Here is a 23,526-nt window from a genome sequence, read left to right as displayed (position 1 = left end):
TCTAATCAATTCGAAGCTTGTTCCCCTTGCCAATCAAGCAACGATCAAGCAAATTTTATCCATAAAAATCAAACCAGTAGAACTAAGTTCGTTAGCTTTATCACCACTCAGTCAAGCAACGATCAAGCAAGTTAGACTTTTATTAAGCACCTAACTCAAGCAACCGAGTTCGCTATTTATTGTGCTCGCTTAATAATTGCCTTGAACGCATTGCCAGCCCTGTCGTCAACAAACTCAATGTCTGGATACGCTTTTATCGCTCGTTTTATGCCGCTCCCCAAGCCCCGATATGGCAACACTTTTGGAGCAAACGAGGCCAAAATTGGGTTCCTAACATTCGAGTTACCCATTTTGATATTTTCTATCGTTAAGTTATTGGGCAAGTGACCGGGGCTGACGATTTCAATTCGATCAGCAAACACCAAAACCTTAATCGGAGCGGATACAAAGTAATCTCGATGAATAAGCGCATTGGCAATAAGCTCTTCAAGAACGATTCGCGGAATTTCTGGCTCGCCTACTGAGTTGAAGCCTTGTTCATTCTGCACATGGCGAATGTTAGCCAGCACAAAACCCAGAACCTTTTGGAATACATCCGATAGCTTGCCGTTAATATCCTGGCTGTCGATATAGTGCTCGTCTTCGATATCAACACCCGGAAAAGCCACCGCTTTTACAATAAAAACCGGTAAGCGTATTTGTGGTCGTGATGCAAACAACAAGGCGCCGCAGATGTTAAGCCGCCCGTTCTTTGCCAAATTCATGTTTTCAAGCAGTTGCACACGAGATACGTCTTGGTCTTCAACTCGTTCGCCGTATTCCCTTTCAAAAAATGCGTCAAAAAACTCTTGGTCTATGTCTGTAACAGAACTACCGTTCACAGATATCTCATCCGCATGGACCAACGCCGATGATTGAAACATTCTCAGTAGCTCTTCTCGCGCGCTGACTTTGGATTTGTTAGCGCTATTTTTTACCCATACATGTAGGTTGCCATCCATATAAGGCTTGCTTATGCCTTCAGGCACATCAACAACCATCACCATACCACTGGGTAAAGCAACATTTTCAGTGGTAACGGAAATCGGTGGTTTTACATCCTTTGCCGCATTAGAAACCAACTGATTAATTCGCCCCATATCCTCAATAGTTAGTCCTTGAATGCCTCCGTCATCAGTGACTCCAATAAACAATAAACCGCCTTTAGAATTACTGAATGCCGCTAACTCGGGCACCAGACTCTCAGCTCGGGTAATGTTTTGCTTAAACTGATGCCTTGAGTCTTCACCGTTGGCAATAATCGCTAAGAGTTCTTCGGTTTCCATGCTTCATATACCTGCTTACGTTTCTCGAAGGCTTCGGCACCACCTTCCATAATACTTACAATGCGTTGCTGAACGTCAGCACAGTCGATGCTGCCGTTAACTAACGCGATATGGTCATCTTGATACTCACAGGCAATCACCTGTTCCGCATCACCCAGTACCGGAATATTGGCGTTGTGTGTCGCGAAGATAAACTGGGTAGAAGGCTTAAGCTCTCTAATCAGCTTGATGACATCGTCATAGATAGTTTGGTTGTCCAAATCATCTTCCGGCTGATCAATGATCACCACGTCGTTTTCTTGCTGACTTAACACAAACAGCATCAACGCCGATGCCCGTTGCCCCAACGAGTGGTGCGCCAGTGCTTTGCCGTGATACTCGATAGTAAATACATTCGGCACTTGCCAGGTTAACAAGGCTTCTAAGTTGTCTTCAAAATACTGCCAGAAGGTATCAAAAGACCCGCTAAGCGTGCTTTTCAGCTTTTCAACGTCGCGATAGGCCGATGCGAAATCACTGTATTCATCCACCACACTTTGCAACGTTGCTTCACGAATACGGCTCCCGCGATACAAATCTTGAATGTGCTTAAGCATGGCAGCCTTATTCGCTTTAAATTGCGGCACAATTTTAAGGGGCGAATCAACCCGATTGATTTTGCTCAGTACCTGTTCAATGGTGCGGTACTCCTCCAGCCATAAATCATTAAGCTGCGCTAATTCACGCTCTAGGGATTGATTCAAATCCGCATACTGCTGCTCGCTTTTGGCGAGTACGGCTAACATTTGCTCGGCTTGATCTAACAAGCTTTTAAGTTGTTTAAATTCTTGCGGGCTAATTGCCTGTGCACCGGCTTGCTTAAGCTCTGTGGCCAGTTTGCGTTCAATCTCGGCAAACTCTTCTTTTAGCGCCTGCTTTTGTTGCACAAAGCCAGCCAGCTTCTGTTGTAATACAGCAACCGTACTTTGACCCGTTAGCACCGTTTGCTTAATGCCATCAAAGCCAGCAATCAACTGCTGATAGGTCGCAAAAAACTCGTCAAAGAATGTCTGATTCTGGGCAGACTTATACAATGCCTGATTTTTTAGCTCATCTTCAAAGCTGGCCACAAAACTATTGAGCTCGGATAGATAATGCTCAGCACCTTGAATGACTTGCTGTGCTTTGCGCTCATCGCGCTCAAAATCAATTTGCTTTTGTAGCTTAGTTTCAACACCGTGTTGCTGATAGAACTTGAGCTTAAATTCAGCATCTTGCTTTTTTTGCAACCATTCTTGTTTTTGCGTTGCCGCTCGGTTGAGGCGTTTAATCTGATTAATCGCATCCGCCACCCGCTGACGACCTTGCTCAATTTTTTGTCGAACGGGCACCAGCGCTTCGCCAAGCAACTTTTCAATCAAATCTTTTTCAAAGCCAGCACCCGTGCTGGAAAGATCTTTCTGGCCAAAGTAAATCGGCTGATGCAATACCGTTTCACGCACCGACACGCCGGGTTGCAACTGACCATTCACATACACATCGGGGCGCTCACCCAAGATACGGCGGATTTGATAGGGCTGGCCTCGGCGGTCAATGGCGTCGATGGTAATTTTTCCGCCACTACGCAGTAAGTGTTTTACCAGTCCCTCTTTGTATTCCACATCCGACGACTTATCGCCAAAGGGAATATTCAGTGCGTAACGTACCCCCTCAAGCACGGATGATTTACCACTGCCTCGAATGCCAATCAGGGTATTAAGCTCAGGCGAAAGACAAATTTCTGTGCCACCTAAAGTACCCGCCCCTTCAAAGCGGATTTTTTGAATATAAGAATGTTTATAGCTAGGCAGCTCGGCGCGGACTCGGGAAGCTTTATCGCGCAGCGCAAACTTGACTGCTTCAAAGCTGAATGAGCCAAGCTTTAAGTAGCTTGCCTCTTTACGGGCCGACATGTCCGCAAGGTTCTTGGCATCACAACCTTCCACTTCAGCCGGATACAACTGACCTAACGCCTGCTGGATTTTTGCTCGCTCGTCACGGGTGCGTACTTTTTGGAATGCCAAGGTTCTGCGTCGTACTGTCGCATTATCAAATAAATCTTTTATTCGACCAGGCGCGAGTTCTTTCCATAAGCCCTTTGGAGCTTCCACATGAGCAAAAATGAGAAAATAATCTTTGTGAAATTTATCTAACTCTCGAACTGTTTCGACAATATCATGGTTCGAACGCGCATTTTCATCTTCGAAGTTCGCAATACCAGCAAAAGTCAGACTGAGAAACGTCTGAATATGGTTAGTCTGTTCTTTGTTGCTAAACCACTCATCTGAAAATACCACTAAGGTATGCACACCTGCCTGACCATCTTTGATGGATAACTCAATGCCCGGCAACAAACCAATGCCTGATTTTTTGGCTTTTTTGCGCAATGCCTTAAATTCAGCCACATCAAATTTATTGTGGTTGGTGATAACCCCAAGACCAATGCCCGCATTCGCAAGCGCCGCAACATACTGGTTAGCATAGTCATTTTCTTCACCAGTATAGGTAAACTCTTTATCGGCGCGAGTATGGAGGTGGAAGTCTGCCTTTAACCAACGGCTTCCATATTCAAAAACGGATTCACTCATGAATAACCTCCTTTGATGGCTTGATTAATCGCGTTTTACCCGTCAGCAGCTCCTGCATCATGCCTTGTTTGATTTGGCGGGTTTTGCCAAGGCGTTGTTCCAGTGCCTGAATCTCTTCGTCCATATCGGAGAGGATGGTGGCGATGGCGGCTTGTTCTCGTTCAGATGGCAATGAAATCTCCATATTGCGTAAAGTCCCCAATGAAACAAACTTTTGAATCCCACCATCCATACTATCTTCAAGGTAATCTTGAAAAATTTTCGATCGAATTAGTTGTACAAGGAACTCACCAGACACTTTCTTTGGTTTAAATAAAGCAACATTTTTAATGCAGAATTTTGGTTCTTCTAGTAGCAATACTGCACTTCCAACGGTTCCAATCATTGACATGATGATGTCACCTTTATCCACTTTCGAACGTTTGTCTATTTCAAAGGCATCTTCAGGTGAAATAAGCGAAACATTACTAAGGTCTAAAATGTCATCAACAATGTTTTTAGAAGTAACCAGAGGGATGCCATTATCTTTGTATTTTGGCGAGTCATGGGTTCCATCTCTTACGTCACATATCGACGATAACGAATGAACCTCCCAATCCTCCGGTATTTCCCCCAACTCACTAGGCTTGGTGCGTTTTGGCGTGCCATCTTCACGCAAAGCAAATTGCGGCAGGCGGGTGTGGCCGGTGAGGAGTTGTTGCATGGTGGCGGTTTTGATTGCCTGTTTTTTGGCGATCAGTTTTTCCAGCTCGCTGATCAAGGCATCGACATCAGACAAGGCATTGGCGATGGCTGTTTGTTCATTTCTGGGCGGCTTTGCAACCTTTATTCTCAAGCAGGCTTGTTTGTTTAACTTTGGCTGCGCTGTACCTGAGTTTAATAGTGAATAATCTAAGCTTTCCAAAAACTCTGTTAGGTATGTAATGTCAAAATATTCATTGGGTTTCATGACATGTGCATGATTGTTGACCCAGATTTTTCCAGAAACCTTAAATGCAAGTGGTAAGTTTCTGCTCAGAATATTCTCACCATCCTCACCTAACAGTATGAGTTCATCATCGAAAATGTAGTCATTGACATAATCAACAATCCCTGAAGCGCCGTAGTATGGGTATATACCACTAATTTTTGCACGATCACCTGACTTAACTGGTCGCCGCAAACCATCTAGAAAATTTACTGCATCTTGAAGCTCACAAACATCCCAATCTTCAGGAACCACTCCAACTTCCGTCTGTTTATATCCAGCTGGAATCGCGACTGATGCAGTTTCCGCCAGATACTTTGGACTAACTTCCGCTACGCCACTCATACCGTCCACTCCAGCCCCATAGCTTTTAAGTGACCTGCTACTTTATCGCTCAGACTTTCTACTGATTGGGTAAGGGCTGGCAGTGGCTCGCTGTAACGCTCTTCCAGCTCTTTCACACGATTGGCCAGTTGTTGGGTGACGCGCTCGATTTCGGCGACAATATTACCTTCAAGCGTTGCCAGCCATTTGTCTTCCACAATCAGGGATTTGATCTCATCTGTACTGAGTTTGGGGTAATGCTTAAATACCGCTAAATCCAGCGCGTCTTGCGCTTCTTTTAGGGCTTTTTTGGCATCGGCCTCTGCATCAAACAGCTTTTTGGCTTGTTTTAGCGCGGCCTTTTCATCTGAGTCGGTGGCGAGTTTCAAACGCGCTGTCACCGTAGCTTTGGTGACTTTGTCCTTGTCATTGAGCGCATCGTTTAGTAAACCGTCTTCACCCGAGTTTTCTTCAAGGTAGGTTTCAAGCTCTTGGCTGGCGCTATCCAATAGCGATTGCAGCGTATCGACTTTGGCTTGTTCAGCAGCAAAAAAGTGCGCGACGATTAACGCTGGCGGGATAAGTTCGGCTTTGTATTTGGCTTTACCAATCACTAAATCAGGCGATTCTTTCAGTTTTTCACCTTTTTTGACGACCAACTCACGCAGTACCTTGCCTGCTTGCCAGCCGTCTTGCACCAGCACGTACACATCGTCTTGCATGCTATCGGCCCAGTAATCCATCAGGATCTGGTAGATGTCGTATTTACTCAGCAGTGGTGTTTGTGCATAGCTCTGCAACAGGTCTTCACTGATGCGGTGAATAATCTGTTTGGGTGTTATGTCCATGGATGGACGGTATGCCGAATCGCCAGGAGGCAGCGATTCGGCCTCGCCAATTGCAATGCCTTGTAGGTTTGAGCGCTGCGCCCACTCGGTAAACGGCATTAAGCTTTGTACAGCAAAGGTTTTAAACTCGTCATGGTTCAGGATGGTGTTTTTCACCTCGGAGGCTTTGACCAAGGCTTTGCTGTAACCCTCACGCGCAGGTTCGAACAGCGTGGCGCGAATGCTCGGGAAGACTTGCCAGTAACGCTCTAAGGCATCGATGTCGCGGTTTGGAATACCGCCTTGCAGATGGGCGCTTAAGTCGTGGAGGTCTTCTGGCTCACTGGAGTCGATATAACGCGGAATATTGAGGTTGTAGCCGTTGGCGGCAATCTCAGAGAGCGGCACCATACGCGCGTAGCGCGACAGTTCTAGCTGCTTGGTAAAAACGTCAACGATTTTATGAATATCTTGGCTGCGCAGGCGGTTTTTATTGCCGTCTTTCATGAAGCCTTTGCTGGCATCGACCATAAAGATGCCGCTGCGAGCGTTCGCGTGCTCTTTATCAATCACGATAATACAGGCAGGAATGCCGGTGCCGTAAAACAGGTTGGCCGGTAAACCGATTATGCCTTTGATGTAACCTTGTTTAATCAGGTTTTCACGAATACGCGCTTCGGCGTTGCCACGGAACAAAACGCCGTGAGGCAGAATGACCGCGCCTTTACCGGTGCTTTTTAGGCTTTTAATGATGTGCAGCAAAAAGGTGTAGTCGCCATTTTTCTCGGGTGGAATGCCCCAACTGAAACGGCCAAACTCGTCGTCGTTCGGGTTAATGCCGCTGGTCCAGTTTTTGTTGGAAAACGGCGGGTTGGCCACAGCAAAATCAAAAGTCTTAAGTTGGCCGTTTGCCTCTTTCCATTGCGGGTCAGCAATGGTGTTGCCTTTCCAGATTTTGGCGGTGGCGTTGTTATGCAGGATCATGTTCATACGCGCCAAGGCACTGGTCGCGTTGTCCATCTCTTGGCCAAAAATACTCAAGCCACGCGGCGCTTCATCACTGGCTTTTAGCAATAGCGAACCTGAACCACAGGTTGGGTCGTAGACGGTGGCATCTTGCGGGGTATTGCTATCAATACCAATCACTTTAGAAAGGATGCGTGACACTTCCGATGGCGTATAAAACTGGCCTTTGGATTTACCGGATTCCGTTGCAAAGTGGCGCATCAAATATTCGTAAGCATCGCCCAACAAGTCATCGCCATCGGCGCGGTTATCGCCAAGGTTTAGCCCTTCAAAAATGCCGATTAGCTTACCTAGCCGATCAACCATCTCTTTACCTTTGCCAAGCTTGTCTTCATCGTTGAAGTCGGCAACGTCGATGACGCCTTTGAGGTCGTTTTCTTCTGCAAGGGCGCTGATGACTTTGTTGATTTTGTCGCCAATTTCTTTGTCGCCTTTCAGCGCGACCATATCGTCAAAGCTGGCACCTGGCGGCACCACAATCATGCCGTACGGGTCGCCTTTGTACTTATCAGAGACATACTTCATAAACAGCATGGTCAGCACATAGTCTTTGTACTGGCTGGCATCCATACCGCCGCGCAGCTCGTCACAGCTAGCCCAAAGGGAGGAGTAGAGTTCGGTTTTCTTAATGGCCATTTGGGTTCCTTAATCTTTCATCGTCTGGCTTTTGGCCGGAATATGTTCCAATAATTGGTTTAACTCGCAGTTAAACAAACTGCACAGCTTATCGAGCGCCTCTAAGTCCACCTTAAGCGCAGTTTCTTTGTACAGTAGCGTGACGGTGGTACGGCTGAGGCCGGTTTCTCGCATCACGTCGCTAATGCGCATTTTTCTCTCACCCATTAATCGGGCTAGGTGGCAGCGGATCATGCTCTCTCCACGGTGTTTTCTTAACCATAAACTTGGGGATTTTTCACTGTTGCTTACCCTACCACGATTATGATTATTCTCAACTTATTTGAGTTAAAACCAAATAATTGAGCGAATTTGTTATTCGTTCGGTGCTGGTTGTTGGTACGCTAACGGTTCACGGGAATGCCTCTAGCGGTATTGTCTGTGTTGGACTTCAAGCATCGCTAGCTATTTATGTTGACTGGCGATGCACTGCAAGGCGACAAGCCTACACAGGATTCATCGCCTCTTTAGTCATCCAAGATGCTGCCTTTCACGCAGTACATTCGCGGGCGGGTGTTGTCGGGTAGGCTGACTTTGCGCTGTGGTCGGTTGCCATCGGGGATTAGGTAGCCTGCGGCCATCAGTGCCTTGGCTGCGCGATCTGGGCTTAGGCCTTCGGTGGCTTCACGCCAGCCTGTTGGGTAAAACAGGTAGAGGGTTTGTGGGCCGCTGGTGTCTATCCACCCTGCGCGTTGGCGTACTTGGCTGCTGTAACCAATTTGTTTAGGTGTAAAACGGCTTTCACCATGCTGCTCAATAAAACTGCGTACTTGGCGAATCGCTTGTTGGTCTTCATTGGCGGCCACACCACCGCGGGCAAGTATCCATTGGTTAAGCTGGCTTAAACAGGCGGCTTCGACACTTTGAGCTGACCAATCGAGTACTTTGGCTTGAATGGCTAACAGGCCTGCGCTGGCCAGTAAGGCAAACTTTTCGGCGACCCGGCGCACTTGGCCGTCTGACTCGGGAGGTAAACTGGCTAAAAAACGTTGGCGTACATTTTGGAAAACGGGGCGCACCTGTGCGCTGTGCTGCGTTAAATGCCGCAACCAATCCAAGGCCAAACTGCCGCAATGTTGGCGACTTTGCTGTTTTAGATGATCGGCTAAATCGGCGGCGTTCATACCATGACTCTGGTTAAACACGCCGATTTGCGCGCCGGCATCGGCACTGAGATCAATCACGCGCACTTGCTGGCCGGCTTTTACGCGTTTGCCGATACTGGCAAGATGGCTTTCGAGCGTCACTTCGCCAGTAGATAAAAACACCAAACGCCAACGGGCGGGTAAGCGCATTTCACCGTATTTGCCTGCACGGGTTTTACCTTGGCCATTGGCAAGCATATAAGCGACATCGCCAGCCTCTTTGGGGTCAACTTCGCCCATTTCATCGAGCGCCAGCAGGGCATCGTTATGCGCTAATGCTGTGCCTTCTAAACCGTTGGCCGTGGCACGCCAACTGTCGCTACTACCTTGTTGAATAAAGCCTTCTATCGGGTGCATGGTTTGCAACACCATGCGTGGGTTGTTGCTGTGCTCGCTTGGGTAAAAGGTGAGGTGCGGATGCACATAAGCGTGGTGATGCCAACCAATACAGTTCACGCTGATAGCCTTTTGCGTGGCCAGCTCGCCCATTTGTTGAATAAACAGCGAGAGCAACTGCCTCGCTGGGTGTGTTGATGTGGTGGATGATTGTGTAGTTGGGTTCATCGTTTGCTTCCTCACTGATCTGTTAAGTTCAGTTAGGAGTTTGCCAGTACTAATCGGACGCAGTAGGCAGATAAATGCCCAGATCGTGCAGCTTTCTGAGGGTACAAGTAGCTACTTGCCCCAGAATTGACATTATGCCCCAAGTCATAAATACCCTGTGGGCAGGGTTAGTGTGTGCCTAAGTTGCGTGAACTAAGGCTTTGCCCAAACCGCCCCAAAAGCCCAAGGGATAAGAGGTGTTAAAACACATGGAGTATGAGGTAAAGCATAAAGTGAAACTAAAACTTCTTTATCTGCTGAAAAATGAAAATATAGTTTCACTGACTCATTAAACGTTAAACGCTGATTGTTTCATGGCTTGCTCCGCTCGGCTGATCCCTAGCCGCTTAGCAACGGTTTGCCATTGCTTAACAGCAATTAATACTTCATCGTAAATTTGCGTGGCTTGGGTTTGCGAAAGTCGGAAGAAGTCTTTTACGTCAAAGGCTAATTGGTAGTCTAAAGTGTTGTCTGCATCGGTAATATTCAGATGCAGACCATGCTTACCCACTATCGGGTTTAAATCATAAGCGGGTGATAACTTCCAGCCATTCTTTGTTAATAAAAAGCCATGGTTACGCAGGTGATCATCCGTGTTGGACACCGCAATATTAAACACGATACGTCGCCATAACTGCGCTAAATCAGCTTCGGTTTGTGCACCAGAATTGGAAATAAATTCAGCAATTTCTAAATAGCTGGCACCTTGAGATTGTTCACCATCATAGTATTGCAGTTGAGTCATGGCCGATGAAAAATGCAGCCGCTGATCGCCGTCGCGGTCAAACCGTTTTGTTAAAAAGGTATGATGCCCAGAGGAAAACTGCCTAATCTCACTTGGAAACATGTCAACACCTGCCGCCAAAGCCAATTCATAACAGACCATCTCCCACGCCCCCACATCAAAGGTATCATTTAAGTTGGGAAACTTGGCAATCCACAAGTGGCCTTGTTCATCTGTGACACAAGCCTTGGGTCTTGCACCACCTAATGATGATCCTGGTGAAATCAGCATTTTCAACCAGCGGTAATACTCGTCACTGTCGATGTTATCGTCTTTTTCAATCTGCATTGCTGCGTGCTCTAGCTCTCGCAAAGAAGCCATTGGTGGCGCAGCAAACTCAGAGTTGTCGTCCAAAAAAGCATCCGAGCCTACTCGCTTAAATCGAATCCCCCCCATCCGATAAGAGTCATGTACGCCCAGCAGGTAATCCAATTCGTTTAATCGACTTGTTGCTCGAATGCCTTTGCGCGCCTCAATCGCCGCACGCCGCTGCATTAAAATACGCCCCCATCTATCAGGCGATGAATCAAGAAATACGCGAAAGTTTTTATCGGCTTCATCGTTATAGAGTTCACCGGAGTGAAGCGTTAGGATTGGATCAATTTGCAAGCGATAGGCTGAGGTTAAAAATGCTTTATCGTAGGCAAAACTAAATACGCCACCTCGGCTTGAATCACTGTAAGCAAGCAGCCCAATTAGCAAAGGCGCTTCAATTGGCTGCCAGTCGGCATAGACTTCGACGATTTCACGGCTCATTTTGAACCTTCCAGCAATTTTATGTTTTGCAGCTTGATACCCACTTCATCATGAGCGGCCATTTCTGCAAAGTTGCTTTCCATGCCAAGAACGGCCATCACTTTTAAGTAAGTGCCTATGGCAACGCCCGGATCACCGGCGAAGACTTTATTCACGGTTTTATGATCAAAACCAGTACGTTCACACAGTAGCTTTTTTGTAAAACCACGTCGTTTCATCGCCAACAGCAAGTCTTCACCAAACTGCGTCAGGATTTTGCGCTGCTTTGGAAACAGTACATTGTGTAAGTCACGCTTAGCCATATCACCAACCAAAGGGACTATATTCCCACTATTTAACCGTTAATGGGAATATAGTCCAACTTGGAATCCCAAGCAACTCCAAAAGTTTACATATGGGACTATATTCCCACTTTACTCAATATAATTGGATTTATATCCCACCTTTAGGTTTAGCTTGCGCGTTGGCCAAGGCGATGATGTGGATCCCTGAACGCCAAAGGTTGCGAATTACACTTTTATGCGCATAAAAATGTATAATTCCACACTTTTTTGCAGGATCCTCGTCTTTTCCGGGCGCTTTTCAGATAAGTAGCGTTGCCGGATGCTTAATAACATATCCCGGCGGGCAGCAAGACTCATAGTAGTCGTCATAAATCACCTAATATCATTCTCGTAGAGTTTGATTTTAGATGAGGCAACCGGGCTTGCTAGGTTTGATTCTTAGTGAGTCAATGCGGACCGGCTACCATAATTGTCGCTTAATACCCAAAGGAACCATAAAGCATTGATTTATAATAAAATGAAATTTTAAGTCAGTTTCGGAGGTTTTTACTCCAGAGGCAGGGGTTAAAGGCTCGACAAAATTGCCTGGAGCAATTTTGGACAGCTTTAGCTGGTCCGCAAAGCGGACGAGCGCCATGGATGGCGCGAATCAATCCTCTCGGGTGCACCAGAAAGTTTTCAGGCTAGCCCGCGCAGCTCTTGCCCTGGTTGGCTAAAATGATTTCGAGGTCGGTTTCGTCGGTTACGCCGTCGTAATTGAAGTCGTACCAACTCGACCCACTCCAGCCACTTGCTATCAGCGCGTGGTAGTTATCAAGGTCTCTCTGGTCCACAACGCCATCATAGTTGCCATCGCCAAGGCACCCAGGTTTGGAGGCAAGAATCGCAGTAAGGTGCTGGTTCAATGCGTCGAAATTCGTACGCTCTTCGGCCGTGAGCAGTGCGAGGTTGGTTAAACCGCCGCCCTGCAACAAATCATCGTCTTCACGGTCAAGTTTTGGCAATGCTGCCGCTTGATCGACCCGATAAAACTCCACCGTGTAAATATCTATCTCGCTGTCGGTACTCGGGTTGTAATCAAGCGCATGGTTACTCACCAGTTTGTAGTTGTCATTGCGCACCGCCTCATAGCGCGTAGCACCCATTTCAATTTTCTGCGCGTCGTACTCTTGTGGATTAACATTGAAAATGGCCTGATTCACCTGCCAGCACTGCTCTAAGTTGCCACTATTATAAAAATTAACAACCTCTGAGTTGTCTGCACCAACACCCCACCAAACGCCACCATTGTCTTCACAAACTGACTTGCTAATCGGAGTATGTGTACACTGCCCAATAACACATGGCCCATTACGCCCGCCATTCAGCTGAATATTTAAACCGCCTTGGGCAAAGTTATAGTTTCGTTGCGATTCGGCATTCACCTGAGTGAGGTAAGGCAGCATTTTCACACTATCGAGCTCGCTTTGCGCAATTTCAGCCAAATCGACACCTGCAATTTCAGCAAATAATGAGAATACATCAACCGCATTAACCATGTGTTCTACATCTCGGTTCGGTTCACTCACCATAGGCCCTGCTATAATGAGCGGTACCCAAATACCCGTTTGATACGCGGACCCTTTCGCTCGCGTTAAGTCAAATGGTGCTTTTACCGTCGGCCCAAAAGACCCGTTGTCACCCACCACCACTACAACCGTATTACTTTCTGGGCGGTAAGTAATCTCGCCATTAGCCCCATGCTCTGCCACGCCAATATCCACCAAAAGCTGTTCAAACTCATAATCCATGGCTTCAATCATGGCGTCGGAGGTACGCCGAAAATTAACGAGTGACTCCGGCGCAAAACTACAATCAGCGGCTAAGTGACTCCCTACTCCTGACTGTAACAGCTCCATCGGCGGTGTTTGAATTGGGGTGTGAGGGGCGGTAAAGGTTAGCGATGCCATCCAGGGTTGCTCACCTGAACGACTTGTTATCCATTCCCGCGCAGCGGCCGCTTCAATACTGGTGCGATAACCGCGCGCTCGAGGATCACGCAAGGAAATTTCACTCACCTCTCCGCCTTCATTAATAACCAACGGGGATACATAGTAGGCATTTTCAACCTCAAAATTCACGCTTGCGGGTGGCTCCGCGGCGCAACTGGCTTCGGGTACCAACACACCACCTTGCGTTAGGCACTGCAAGCCAGCGGCATAGGTTTGGCTGCCCTCAACCTCTTCACAGCGAACATTTTCCGAGTTCGGAATATAACAAGCACCAAAGTCGGCGCCATGAACGGGGTCCTCATTCCGCGACGGGATAAAGCCACATGAATAAGTTCCTACTTGGCCTACGCCGCCTGCTGTGGTGTCGATACTCGCGGGTAACCCACCCGTCCAACCATAAAAGAAATCCCAGCCTAATTGACTTGGAGTGCCATTTCCTGCCGGATTAAACTCTGGCCCTGCTAAATGAAATTTGCCAAACATGGCGCTCTCATAGTTAGCATTTTTAAGCATTTTGGCCGTGGTTAATTCATAGGGCGACACTTGCGAATTCGCTAGGTCATTCGGCCCAAGTGCTTGGTAAGTATTAGACCGGAGCGGGTAACGACCAGTAAATAAGGCGACTCGCCCGGGTGAACATTCCGGCATAGACCAAGTGTTGCGAAAACGTACACCTTGCTCCGCTATAGCATTAATGGCTGGCGTTACTGGCGGCTGGGCACCGCCATAACCCATAGCACTAAGTTGATCGATCCCCACATCATCCATAATCACAAATAGAATATTCGGGAGCGGCTCGGCGACCGGCGGGGTTGGCGGGTTCGGCTCAACAGCTCGGTTATCCGTTGAATTCCAATTACAGGCACTGAGTAACATGGCAAAAGTAATAATTAACGCACTGCGCACATGGTTCTGACTCTTACGTTTCATAGTGGAATTCCTTTTATCGATATCCCTGCAAGAGGGGATCATAAGGGTTAACGAGCTGCCATTGTTCAAGCAGTAACTGCCTTTCCTGCGCTTGAGCTTGGTCGTGTACATTTAAATATTCTATTAACGATAGTCGAATTTGTCGGTTTCGCGGGCTTCTGTTCAATTGCGTTCGCAATATATCAAGCGCCTTAGATACATCACCTAATTCGTGCCAGCCAATCGCTAACACATAGGCATAGTAGTCATTCTCGGGCGCCAATTGCCACGCACGCGTTAAAGCGTTAATACCCGCAGCTAAATCGCCTTGTCGAATTTGCGCCAAGCTGAGTGCAAAGTGTAAGTCGGGGTTGTCTGGCCATTGCTGCACGTGTGCTTGCAACTCCGCAATACCTAACGCTCCGGAACTTGCTTCTGTTATTTCCGCACTCGCTACTAATGCAGCTGTAAAGTTTGGCGCTAAGCGCAACGCGTGTTCAAGATTAAAAGCCACTAACTGCTGTTGCTCAGTTGCCGACAACATATTCGGCTGCAGTTGATAGAGCCGCGCTAAGCTATAGTGTGCTTCCGGCCTGCCCACAAGTTCTTGCTGTATAGTCAGCAATTCATCCGTTAAATTGCTTGGAGCCGTTTGCCCCATTTGCTGCGCTTGCTCAATTGCATGTTCAGCCGCGCTCACTCGTACCGCGCGAACACCGTCACCCTGCAAATACGCTAATACTTGTTGCAGCTGGTCGGAAGGAAGAAATGACGCACTAAAATTCAATGCCTGTCGGCGCACCAGTGGGTCTTGATGCTGCAAGCTTTGCACACCCACTTGGTAAAGCTGCGGAGCCGGATAATGCTCGGCTTCAGCAAGTAGTGCTGCGTAGCGAATTGGCGGTAAATCATTTCGCCCGAGTTGCTGCAACAGTGCATCAACCGCCCCGGGTTGACCTTTACGAGTAGCATGGATAGTTTGTGCATAGCCGCCATCCGTAGGCTGATAATCCGGATAACGCTGGTTAAAAGCGAATACAATACTGGCTGGTGGATCACCACTATGGCAGGTTAAACACGCATCGCTGTGCCCTAGCTGTAATGCCTGCGCGGGGTTGGGAACGCTAAAACTATGGTCATGGCGATCGTCATTGCCCATATACGTTTTACTCGGCATATGGCAATTCACACATTCAGCGCCCGCAGAGTTTTGCTGGTGGAAGTGGTGGGTTGTTGCATTGTAATTCGTAGTAGAACGCGCGATTCTTTGAATGCCTTCGCGCGGCAAAGCATTCACTGGATTATGGCACTGTGTGCAGGTTGCATTGCCGGGTAATTTTAGCTGTGCTGTATGCGGATTGTGACAGTCACTACACACTACACCTTGCTGGTACATTCGGCTCTGCAGAAAAGAGCCATACTCAAAAACCTCGTCTTTAATCTTTCCATCGACCTCATACAAATCTGATGTTAGTAAGCTGAATAAATAGTTTTGATGAAATCCTTGGTTGGTCTGTACCTGCCCTAAAGGCGTTCGACGACTATGACACTGAGCGCAGCTTTCGAGTTGCGCCACTGCGTTACCGGGTACCGTAACATTGCGCTGAAAACCTTTATTCGGTGCGTCTGCTACATCTGCTTGCGCCCAATCGACATGCAAACTTGCCGGCCCGTGGCACGCTTGGCAGCCAACGCCCAGTGCAACCCATTTCGACTCAAAGCGTTCCGTCTTAACCGAGTAATCGGTTTGGTAACCCGTGGTGTGACACTCGATACATTGCGTGTTGGCATTTTGCGACTGTTGTTTCCAATGCAGCGGATGCTTGTCCTCTACATTAAATCCTTCGTATAAGTGAAACCACTGGTCTTTTTCCGTGTTCCATGCAACACCTAAAACCTGCAAACGACCCTTGTCAGTTTCAATAAGATATTGCTGCAACGGCTCCCAACCAAAGGTATAAGCAATCGGGTAAACTTCACTTTGCGCTGTCGAAAGCGACTCAATACGAACGAAATATTGCTCTTCATTTTGGAAGAACTCATACCGTTCGTTTTCATAGCGAAACTCACTCTCGGTGAACGCACCGCGAACGGACTCCTGATCTGGTACTAACATTGCGCGTTGATGATGTGAGCCATGCCATTGCTGATACTCTTCGGCATGGCACTGCTGACAGGTTGTTTCTTGCACCCATTCTGCGCTTGTGTCTGTAGTAAGCCCAATATTAGGTGGTGAGTGGCTCGCCGGCGAGCGAGCAGAAAAAGAAAACACAGCTGCGCAAAGCGCTATGCTTAGAACAAAAAATACCGCTAGAGCCCAACGATAGAGCGACATAATTGCTTATATATCCATGCCTGTTCGCTGCCAAATGATTTGGCGTCAATACAGATTATAGCATGCAATACGGATCACAATGGCATTGGTGGTGTAGATAGCTTTGCGTATCTCGACTGGGTAGTCGAAGAACACACTTAAACGCTCCCAGTTTGCCCGCCATGAGCGGCTGATGGTGGGATGCTCGGCGTCCCACTTTTCAGCGAAGTCTTCCAACGCTTGCTCCGCTGCCGCGCGAGTGGCAGAAGTAAAAGCAAGCATGCCAAATTCAAACGCCATCGCAGATATCGAGCGAGAAATTGCGATTTATGAACGTTACCTAGGCGAGTTGGGGTACCACATGTTTGTGCTACGCAAAGGGGCGTAACGGAACGCCCTATAAAAGTCGACTTTTGAGACGATTTAACAGCGCTTTACGGCTATTATTCGCCACAACAAAGCGCTCAAAGCGTTGTTCAAACACTGCTTCATCCGCTTTGAACTGATAGGCCTCAAACAGCTGATGCAAATAGCGTGATGCCGCATCGTAACCACTGGCGCAAGTGCGATCCGCTTGCTCTTGTGCTTGCTGCCAGTAGTGCTCACGCCGATTGTAAACATCCGTCAACGCTTTTTCTTTTTCTGCTTTTTCAATAGCCATTTTCTTTGCGAGTGCTGCGGCTTGCTCTTGCTGTAATTGGCTTTGCGCTTGCTCAATAAAAGGAGAAATTACCTCGGGGGTTAACCAATACTGGTAGATTTCGTCTGTGTTAGCGGGTTCTTTTCGCGTCAGCGCTAAGGCTTGGTGTCGGGTTAGCTGGCCTTGCTCAAACAGTGCGCGCAATAGCGTGTCTTTCTCTGCCTCTGAGAGACTATGGAGCCATGTATCAAACTGAAACTGGGTTTGTTTGGCTTGGTGACTGGGTTGTGCGTTCAGCACCATGGCGAGTGCCTTAACTAAGGCTAAGGGAATATCATAGAGTGCCGCAAACGCCTGCTCCACTTCACTGAGGTACTCAAAATCGAATTGAATTAACGGCACTCGCTCAACGTCATCATTAAAATCAAACGCTTTGAGCCACATGAAGTACACAAGGCGCCAATCCCCTTGCATTAACCCGCTGCGTAAAGCGGCTAAATGCTGGAAAAATTGGTCGGCATGCTCATCGTCAAAATATTCGTCATACTCCTCAAGGGAAAAAATCAGCAACTGCCACTCATCGTTTTCGTGAATATGAAGCCCATCACTTGAAAAGCAAAGTAAAGCTTCAGGGAGCGTTCCTGCTGGTAGCTTGATGTAGGCATCGATTGAGCCCCAATCGGCATAATAAAAACCGATATCAAAGTATTTTAACATCAGCTCAAAAGGCTCTGCCTTTAAGTCACTGTAGGTGTAATACACCTGAAAGGACGTAGCGCTGATCTCGGCACGGCTTGAAATGGCCCTGAGTGCTTGACGTGCTTTAGCATCTAAATACCCATCCAGACGCTCAAATTTATAGTATTGATATTCGCTCACGATGACCTTGTTATGTATTTATTTTGAATTGAAAAGTTTGTTTTACTTTCATTGAAAAAGCGCTGCATTTTCCTGTTTGCGCTGATCCAATGTCTTAGCAATCGCAGACACTGTTGTTTTACTGATCCCTTGCTGCTGTGCCAGATACGTAAATTGGCTGATGGCTTCTGCGACTTCTTCAATGACTTGCCTTGCATCATGCCAATTCGCAAAGCCAGCACTGGTAGCAAGTTTTTGCATCACCTTAAGCGGTGGCGCTTTGCCATAACCTCCGAACGCAGTGGCGTGTTCGTTGAATGGATGTGGGCTGTAGGTAACATCGTAAAAAGGGGCAGGATCCCATTGACCGTCATCTGCTTGCAAAAACGCCCAGTTTTTACTGTGGTCGTCTTGATTAGACGACAGCAGGTTAAAAACGGCACGGCGAAATTGCAGCTGTCCAGCCGCTGGCGATTTACACAACTGACGGCTGGCTTTAATCAAATCAATGTAATCTAAACTAGGCGTTCGAAAGTCTGCATCCAGTAGCCCGCAAGCGCTGTGCATATGCAATCGACCTGCACTGCGCTTTCTGCCTAAGTCGGCCTGTTCAGTGACATAATCAAAACGCTTAAGCGCCAACCAAGCAGACGCACCGCTGGTAGGTGGTGCTTCAATGAGTTGCCATTGCGGCGGTTGACACTTCGCAAGTTCTGCCATTTGTAAATAAACTGCCTCGCACAAACCTTCTTCATGGCCGAGCGCGAGATTTTTAGAGGTAAACTTCACCAGCCAAGCCTCATCTCCAAGCTGAGCGAAGGTTCGACAATGCTGAGTTTCCCCAGCAGGCATATAAATTTGTGCCTTAGGCCTTGCCCCACCAGAACTGCCTCCGGCGACTAATGCGGCCAACACCTGTTGCGTATGCCCATCTAACTCATCGTGATTATCATCTATATAATCTGACATCGAAGAATCGAACAGCGTTTGTGCTTCTAAGCCTAACGTTGCTAAATCAATATCCGCGTGCGTGGCGGCTGAAAACTCAGACACGGGAGAAAAAGACAATGCTCCCATACCTTTATCACCGACAAAGGCCAGCCTATCCATCGCCGTTAATTGATTAGGCAGGATGCCCTTTTGCCGGAAAATACGATCTTGTAACAGCATGCCCCAGCCATCGGGTAAACAATCTCCAAATACGCCATGTACACCTTGGTGCGGCGCTTTAGGTGCGGCTTGAACTTGCGTGTTCGCTTGCAAAGTAAACGGTGATAAATTGCCAAACTGTTGCAAATAGCTGTCTGCATACTGAAAAAAAACACCGTGGCGATTCTGCGCCAAGACACCTACTGCAACCTGCTCACCTGAGCTTAACGTGCGAGTCACGGCGAGTTTTTGAATGGGTTTAAAACTCATCTTTTAGCACCTCATCAATACTCGTGGGCATAGCAGCGCGTTCTTTGCTAGGTTGCGTGAGCTGATAAAGCCTATCCAATGAATCGAGGGTCTGCCATAGCAACAGCAATTGGCGAAATGAAATTTGCCCGGTCAGCTCAAACTTTTTAATGGTGGCCGCAGGTACACAGCTGCGCTCAGCAAGCGCCGCTCGTGACAGCTTTGCCTGCTTTCGTAACTCACGTAAATAAGCCGCATAGGCTTGGCTTACATCGGTATCATCAAGTAAGGTAAATTTCATCCGAAAAGGCCAAATGGATACAATCATATCCATTATAGCGAAATAAAACCCAAAGTGGATATTATTGTGTCCATTATCAAATGAGGTGTTGAAAAAATTACTCGATAAAGCCCTTCAAAACTGCTATGTTTTAGCTCTAACAGCAGCATAAAAACGGCACTGTTTTTCCGTAGTTTTAGCTTCGAGCACCACTAAGATTTAGTAAAAGCCATAGGCAAGTGGTGGGCAGTTTGGTGGGCAAGCAGGCATTTTTGAACGGTTTCTTTTCGGTAAATCATTGAGTTTGTTAGGGTCTAGGCCGCTGCTCAATGAGCAGATCCAAAACATCGAATAAGGTTTTTTGAGTCTCTTTGAGCTTACTTAATCTTACCAAGCCCCTGTAAATAGAGGCTTTTTTGTTTTCAGGAGATTTCAGGTCTTTGCCTCTGTTTTCAACCAACTGGTGAGTTTAGTGGTGAGTAGGATTGATCTAGCATGCCCTTAAATGGTGAGTAACTTTCCATGATCAGGAGAACACTATGGGCAAGCTCAATGCACGCAAAGTCGCTGCTTTAGCCAGTTCTTGTTTACCAACGTTTTGCTAAAACTGTTTGACCTGTCTATAACCTCATGGTTTAGAGTAAATCACTCAAACGATTTAACAGTGCTTTACGGCTACTTTTCGCCACAACAAAGCGCTTAAAGCGTTGCTCAAACGCCGCTCCATCCGCTTTAAACTGATAGGCTGCGCTGAGCCAACCAAAAGGCTAAATTGAGCGTTAGATAAAACTACCCAATCACGCACATTGGAGAGCCCGCTACTGGGTCGTTGAATATCCTCGCTTGTACTTCGAAAACCGAGGCCAACATCCCTTCTGTGAGTACCTCTTGCGGCGTTCCCTGCGTGACCAACCGGCCTTTTTCTAACACCACCAAATGATCGCAGTAACGGCACGCTTGGTTTAGATCGTGCAGCACCACCACCACGGTTTTGCCTTTGTCATTCATCTTCCGCATCAGCTTCATCAGTTCAACTTGGTGAGAGAGATCCAGATAAGTGGTTGGCTCGTCCAGCATCACCACATCGGTATCTTGCGCCATCACCATCGCGATCCACGCTCTTTGCCTTTGACCGCCCGACAGCGATTCAACTGGCTTATCCGCAAACTCAATCACGCCGGTATCTTGCATTGCTTGCTCGACCAAGGCTTTGTCTTGCTCGCTTAATCGGCCCCAATGAGAAAGATAAGGCGAGCGACCATATTCGACCAGCTTTCTCACTGTAATACCTTCAGGGCTGACCAGAATTTGTGGCAGTAAGGACAGAGAACGTGCCAAGCGTTTATCGCCGTAGCTGCTTAGCGGCTTGCCGTCATACAACACTTGCCCGGACGCCGGTTTGTTAATACGTACCAAGGTTTTTAAGAGTGTCGATTTACCGCAACCACCCTTGGGAAAGCTACACCATTTTGAGCAACCCAAGCGTGAAGCGTGCCATTGAACAAGGCAAGATCACGCCACTGGGTTTAGGTGGTGAAAAGATGCAGCCGACCTCTTCAGTTCGTACCCTCTATCACCCAGAGATGGACTGGTTTGCGAAATTCTCCATCAACGTACGATTAACCAATTGCGTGCGCAAAAACGCTTGGTACGAACTCGACAGCGCCGTGCAACTTACGTCGATTCTCAAACCGATTCGAGAAAACGAACAGCTGCACAACCCCGTATTTAAAGTGATGACCGAGCCTTACGCCACCACGTTGAATCTTGAAAGGGTCGCCGAGCGCCATGGGAACGACAACACCAAGGCGCGCGAGTCGTTTGGGATTTTGTATCGCGAAAACTTCTCGCTGAGCGAAGTCGACATCCTAAAGCCAACCCTCGCTGGCGCTCTGTTTGCCTACGACAGAAACGGCAACAGTTGCATTGCTCAACGCCTGAAAAGCAAAGCACGTACAACGCAAAATCGCTATTGCGACATGGCAACACTGTGGTTTGAACGCTATTTGCATTGCCTAATTCCGGGTGTGTTTAACTACTACTTCAAACACGGAGTGGCGTTTGAGCCACATCTGCAAAATACCTTGATTGGCTTTGAGCAAGAGATGCCGTGTTGTGTTTGGATTCGTGATTTGGAAGGCACCAAGTTACTGCCGGAGTTTTGGCCAGAAGATAGCTTAAACAAACTGTCAGAACGCGCGCGACAATCGGTTTATTACAGTCGTGAACAAGGCTGGAATCGCATCGGATACTGCACCTTTATCAACAACATCAGCGAAGCGATTTTCTTCATCGCAGAAGGTGACGAGCCACTAGAGCAAACGCTGTGGAATGCGGTGCAACGTGCCATTGTGCGCTGGCAGTCAGTGAATGGAAAAGAGCCGGAACTAGAAGCGTTGCTAAATGGCGGTCACTTTCCGAGCAAAAACAATTTCACCACGCGTTTGATGCAAAAAGCCGATAAAGAGTCGGGCTATAGCCAAGTCGCCGCACCTTGGCAACAACGCGAAAAAGGAGCGCAACATGTCTAATTCACTTTCTCTACCGACCCGTGTTAGCCAGCAAATTCACACGCTCGCACAGCAGCAAGATCAACCCTTGTGCGCCTACTTGTATGACCTAAACGCCCTAGAAGAACACATCAAACAACTGCGTCACGTTTTGCCGAAAAACGTCGAGCTATTTTACGCGGCCAAAGCCAATCCATCGGGCCCAATTCTCAAAACGCTCGCGCCGTATGTCGATGGTTTTGAAGCGGCATCTGGCGGGGAGTTGGCGCATCTCCACCAGCAACAACTCGATAAGCCATTGATCTTCGGCGGCCCAGGGAAAATGCCAAGTGAATTGCAACAAGCGATTGAGCTTGATGTCGATGCCATTCACGTCGAAAGCCTCACCGAGCTACAACGCATTGGCACGCTCACCGAGCGTCTCAACCGCCCAGCTTCGATCTTTTTGCGTATGAACATTGATATTGGCGACATCACGCTCAGCAAGTTAGCGATGGGTGGCAAGCCGACCCCGTTTGGTTTGGATGAGTCCGAACTGGGCAATGCTTTGATGTTGCTGCGCGATTTCCCGCAAGTGTCGCTGAAAGGCTTCCATTTTCACTTGATGTCGCATCAGCTCGATGTTGAACGTCACTTAGCGTTAATGCAGCGCTATTTTCAAGTCGTCAAAGCGTGGCGAAAGGAGTTCGATCTCAGTAAGCTGATGATCAACTTAGGCGGCGGCATGGGCATCAACTACCAAAACCCTAAGCAACACTTTCCGTGGATGACGTTTTGCGACAAGCTGGAGTTCCTGATTGCCAAAGAGCAAGTGCAAGACTGGAGACTGCGTTTTGAGTGCGGACGGTTCATCACAGCGGCATGCGGTTATTACGTGATGGAAGTGCTGGATATTAAGCAAAATCTTGGCGAAAACTTTGTTATCGCGCGCGGGGGAACCCACCATTTCCGCACGCCAGCGGCGCAGAACCATGATCATCCATTGGTCATCCTAAAAAATGAACAACACAACGAGGTTTCTCACCCAATTCAGCATACGCAAGCGACCTTTGTCGGCCAGCTTTGTACGCCCAAAGATGTGCTGGCACGCAAGCAACACGTCGCCCACGTCGATATTGGTGACTATGTTGTGTTTACCTTAGCGGGCGCCTATGCGTGGAACATTTCTCATCAAAACTTCTTGATGCACCAACCACCGATATTCCATTATTTTTAAGCATAAACAACTAAAGTACTCCCGTGTCAGTTAGTGGGTTTCTCTCACTGGCTGACACACTACTATCAACCCATATCCAACCTCGCCG

13 protein-coding genes and 4 pseudogenes are annotated in these 23,526 nt (G+C 47.8%); 2 read left to right on the top strand and 15 right to left on the bottom strand.

Annotated elements, in window-relative coordinates; translation table 11 throughout:
• Nucleotides 1–176 precede the first annotated feature (176 nt).
• The 15 genes and pseudogenes from EA26_RS01730 to fecE all read right to left on the bottom strand — a co-directional run.
• Nucleotides 177–1,325, bottom strand: a complete 1,149-nt coding sequence (locus EA26_RS01730) for an RNA/DNA-binding domain-containing protein (protein WP_039422739.1) — start codon at nt 1,323–1,325, stop codon at nt 177–179.
• On the bottom strand, nt 1,304–3,931 hold the full coding sequence (locus tag EA26_RS01725; protein ID WP_039422737.1) for a TrlF family AAA-like ATPase: 2,628 nt from the start codon (nt 3,929–3,931) through the stop codon (nt 1,304–1,306). The genes EA26_RS01730 and EA26_RS01725 overlap by 22 nt, the downstream gene beginning before the upstream one ends.
• On the bottom strand, nt 3,924–5,243 hold the full coding sequence (locus EA26_RS21845; RefSeq protein ID WP_052079595.1) for a restriction endonuclease subunit S: 1,320 nt from the start codon (nt 5,241–5,243) through the stop codon (nt 3,924–3,926). Before EA26_RS21845 ends, EA26_RS01725 begins: the two co-directional genes overlap by 8 nt.
• Entirely contained in the window at nt 5,240–7,711 is a 2,472-nt protein-coding gene (locus EA26_RS01715) for a type I restriction-modification system subunit M (RefSeq protein ID WP_039422736.1), read from the bottom strand. The genes EA26_RS21845 and EA26_RS01715 overlap by 4 nt, the downstream gene beginning before the upstream one ends.
• Before the next feature lie 9 nt (nt 7,712–7,720).
• Complete coding sequence (locus EA26_RS01710) at nt 7,721–7,945, bottom strand: helix-turn-helix domain-containing protein (protein ID WP_039422734.1); 225 nt, start codon at nt 7,943–7,945, stop codon at nt 7,721–7,723.
• 272 nt (nt 7,946–8,217) lie between these two features.
• Nucleotides 8,218–9,417: pseudogene (locus tag EA26_RS01705) on the bottom strand (DUF927 domain-containing protein); the annotation flags it as partial.
• Nucleotides 9,418–9,787: 370 nt separating this feature from the next.
• Nucleotides 9,788–11,038: a type II toxin-antitoxin system HipA family toxin gene (locus EA26_RS01700; RefSeq protein ID WP_039422732.1), complete on the bottom strand. Its 1,251-nt coding sequence runs from the start codon at nt 11,036–11,038 to the stop codon at nt 9,788–9,790.
• Nucleotides 11,035–11,340: a helix-turn-helix domain-containing protein gene (locus EA26_RS01695; protein ID WP_039422731.1), complete on the bottom strand. Its 306-nt coding sequence runs from the start codon at nt 11,338–11,340 to the stop codon at nt 11,035–11,037. The genes EA26_RS01700 and EA26_RS01695 overlap by 4 nt, the downstream gene beginning before the upstream one ends.
• 665 nt (nt 11,341–12,005) lie before the next feature.
• Nucleotides 12,006–14,243 carry a sulfatase-like hydrolase/transferase gene (locus EA26_RS01690; protein ID WP_039422730.1) on the bottom strand — a complete coding sequence of 746 codons (2,238 nt, stop codon included), beginning with the start codon at nt 14,241–14,243 and terminating at the stop codon, nt 12,006–12,008.
• 13 nt (nt 14,244–14,256) lie between these two features.
• Complete coding sequence (locus EA26_RS01685) at nt 14,257–16,413, bottom strand: multiheme c-type cytochrome (protein WP_160173447.1); 2,157 nt, start codon at nt 16,411–16,413, stop codon at nt 14,257–14,259.
• Nucleotides 16,414–16,635: 222 nt separating this feature from the next.
• Nucleotides 16,636–16,800 (bottom strand): annotated as a pseudogene (locus EA26_RS21270) (transposase); the annotation flags it as partial.
• 133 nt (nt 16,801–16,933) lie between these two features.
• Nucleotides 16,934–18,055, bottom strand: coding sequence for a hypothetical protein (locus EA26_RS01675; protein ID WP_039422727.1), 1,122 nt, complete (start codon nt 18,053–18,055; stop codon nt 16,934–16,936).
• A 48-nt stretch (nt 18,056–18,103) separates the two neighbouring features.
• Entirely contained in the window at nt 18,104–19,453 is a 1,350-nt protein-coding gene (locus EA26_RS01670) for a type II toxin-antitoxin system HipA family toxin (RefSeq protein ID WP_039422725.1), read from the bottom strand.
• The gene (locus tag EA26_RS01665) at nt 19,443–19,733 is read right to left on the bottom strand and encodes a helix-turn-helix domain-containing protein (RefSeq protein WP_039422723.1); all 291 of its coding nucleotides are present in this window, start codon (nt 19,731–19,733) and stop codon (nt 19,443–19,445) included. Before EA26_RS01665 ends, EA26_RS01670 begins: the two co-directional genes overlap by 11 nt.
• 768 nt (nt 19,734–20,501) lie before the next feature.
• Nucleotides 20,502–21,161: pseudogene (gene fecE / locus EA26_RS01660) on the bottom strand (Fe(3+) dicitrate ABC transporter ATP-binding protein FecE); the annotation flags it as partial.
• Between fecE and EA26_RS01655 the strand changes: the two are divergent.
• Nucleotides 21,143–22,243 (top strand): annotated as a pseudogene (locus EA26_RS01655) (IucA/IucC family protein); the annotation flags it as partial. The pseudogenes fecE and EA26_RS01655 overlap by 19 nt on opposite strands.
• Complete coding sequence (locus EA26_RS01650) at nt 22,236–23,438, top strand: type III PLP-dependent enzyme (RefSeq protein ID WP_039422722.1); 1,203 nt, start codon at nt 22,236–22,238, stop codon at nt 23,436–23,438. The pseudogene EA26_RS01655 and the gene EA26_RS01650, both read left to right, overlap by 8 nt.
• The last annotated feature ends 88 nt before the right edge of the window (nt 23,439–23,526 follow it).

It is taken from the genome of Vibrio navarrensis, from assembly GCF_000764325.1.
In the GTDB taxonomy this organism is placed as follows: domain Bacteria; phylum Pseudomonadota; class Gammaproteobacteria; order Enterobacterales; family Vibrionaceae; genus Vibrio; species Vibrio navarrensis.
This window is presented reverse-complemented; position numbering and strand designations above follow the sequence as displayed.

Bases quoted from the DNA above. Each gene is read 5' to 3' on its own strand.
- EA26_RS01650 (WP_039422722.1), top strand. From the start codon at position 22,236: ATGTCTAATTCACTTTCTCTACCGACCCGTGTTAGCCAGCAAATTCAC.
- EA26_RS01670 (WP_039422725.1), bottom strand. From the start codon at position 19,453: ATGAGTTTTAAACCCATTCAAAAACTCGCCGTGACTCGCACGTTAAGC.
- EA26_RS01730 (WP_039422739.1), bottom strand. From the start codon at position 1,325: ATGGAAACCGAAGAACTCTTAGCGATTATTGCCAACGGTGAAGACTCA.
- EA26_RS01710 (WP_039422734.1), bottom strand. From the start codon at position 7,945: ATGATCCGCTGCCACCTAGCCCGATTAATGGGTGAGAGAAAAATGCGC.
- EA26_RS01700 (WP_039422732.1), bottom strand. From the start codon at position 11,038: ATGAGCCGTGAAATCGTCGAAGTCTATGCCGACTGGCAGCCAATTGAA.
- EA26_RS01690 (WP_039422730.1), bottom strand. From the start codon at position 14,243: ATGAAACGTAAGAGTCAGAACCATGTGCGCAGTGCGTTAATTATTACT.
- EA26_RS01695 (WP_039422731.1), bottom strand. From the start codon at position 11,340: ATGGCTAAGCGTGACTTACACAATGTACTGTTTCCAAAGCAGCGCAAA.
- EA26_RS01715 (WP_039422736.1), bottom strand. From the start codon at position 7,711: ATGGCCATTAAGAAAACCGAACTCTACTCCTCCCTTTGGGCTAGCTGT.
- EA26_RS01665 (WP_039422723.1), bottom strand. From the start codon at position 19,733: ATGAAATTTACCTTACTTGATGATACCGATGTAAGCCAAGCCTATGCG.
- EA26_RS01725 (WP_039422737.1), bottom strand. From the start codon at position 3,931: ATGAGTGAATCCGTTTTTGAATATGGAAGCCGTTGGTTAAAGGCAGAC.
- EA26_RS21845 (WP_052079595.1), bottom strand. From the start codon at position 5,243: ATGAGTGGCGTAGCGGAAGTTAGTCCAAAGTATCTGGCGGAAACTGCA.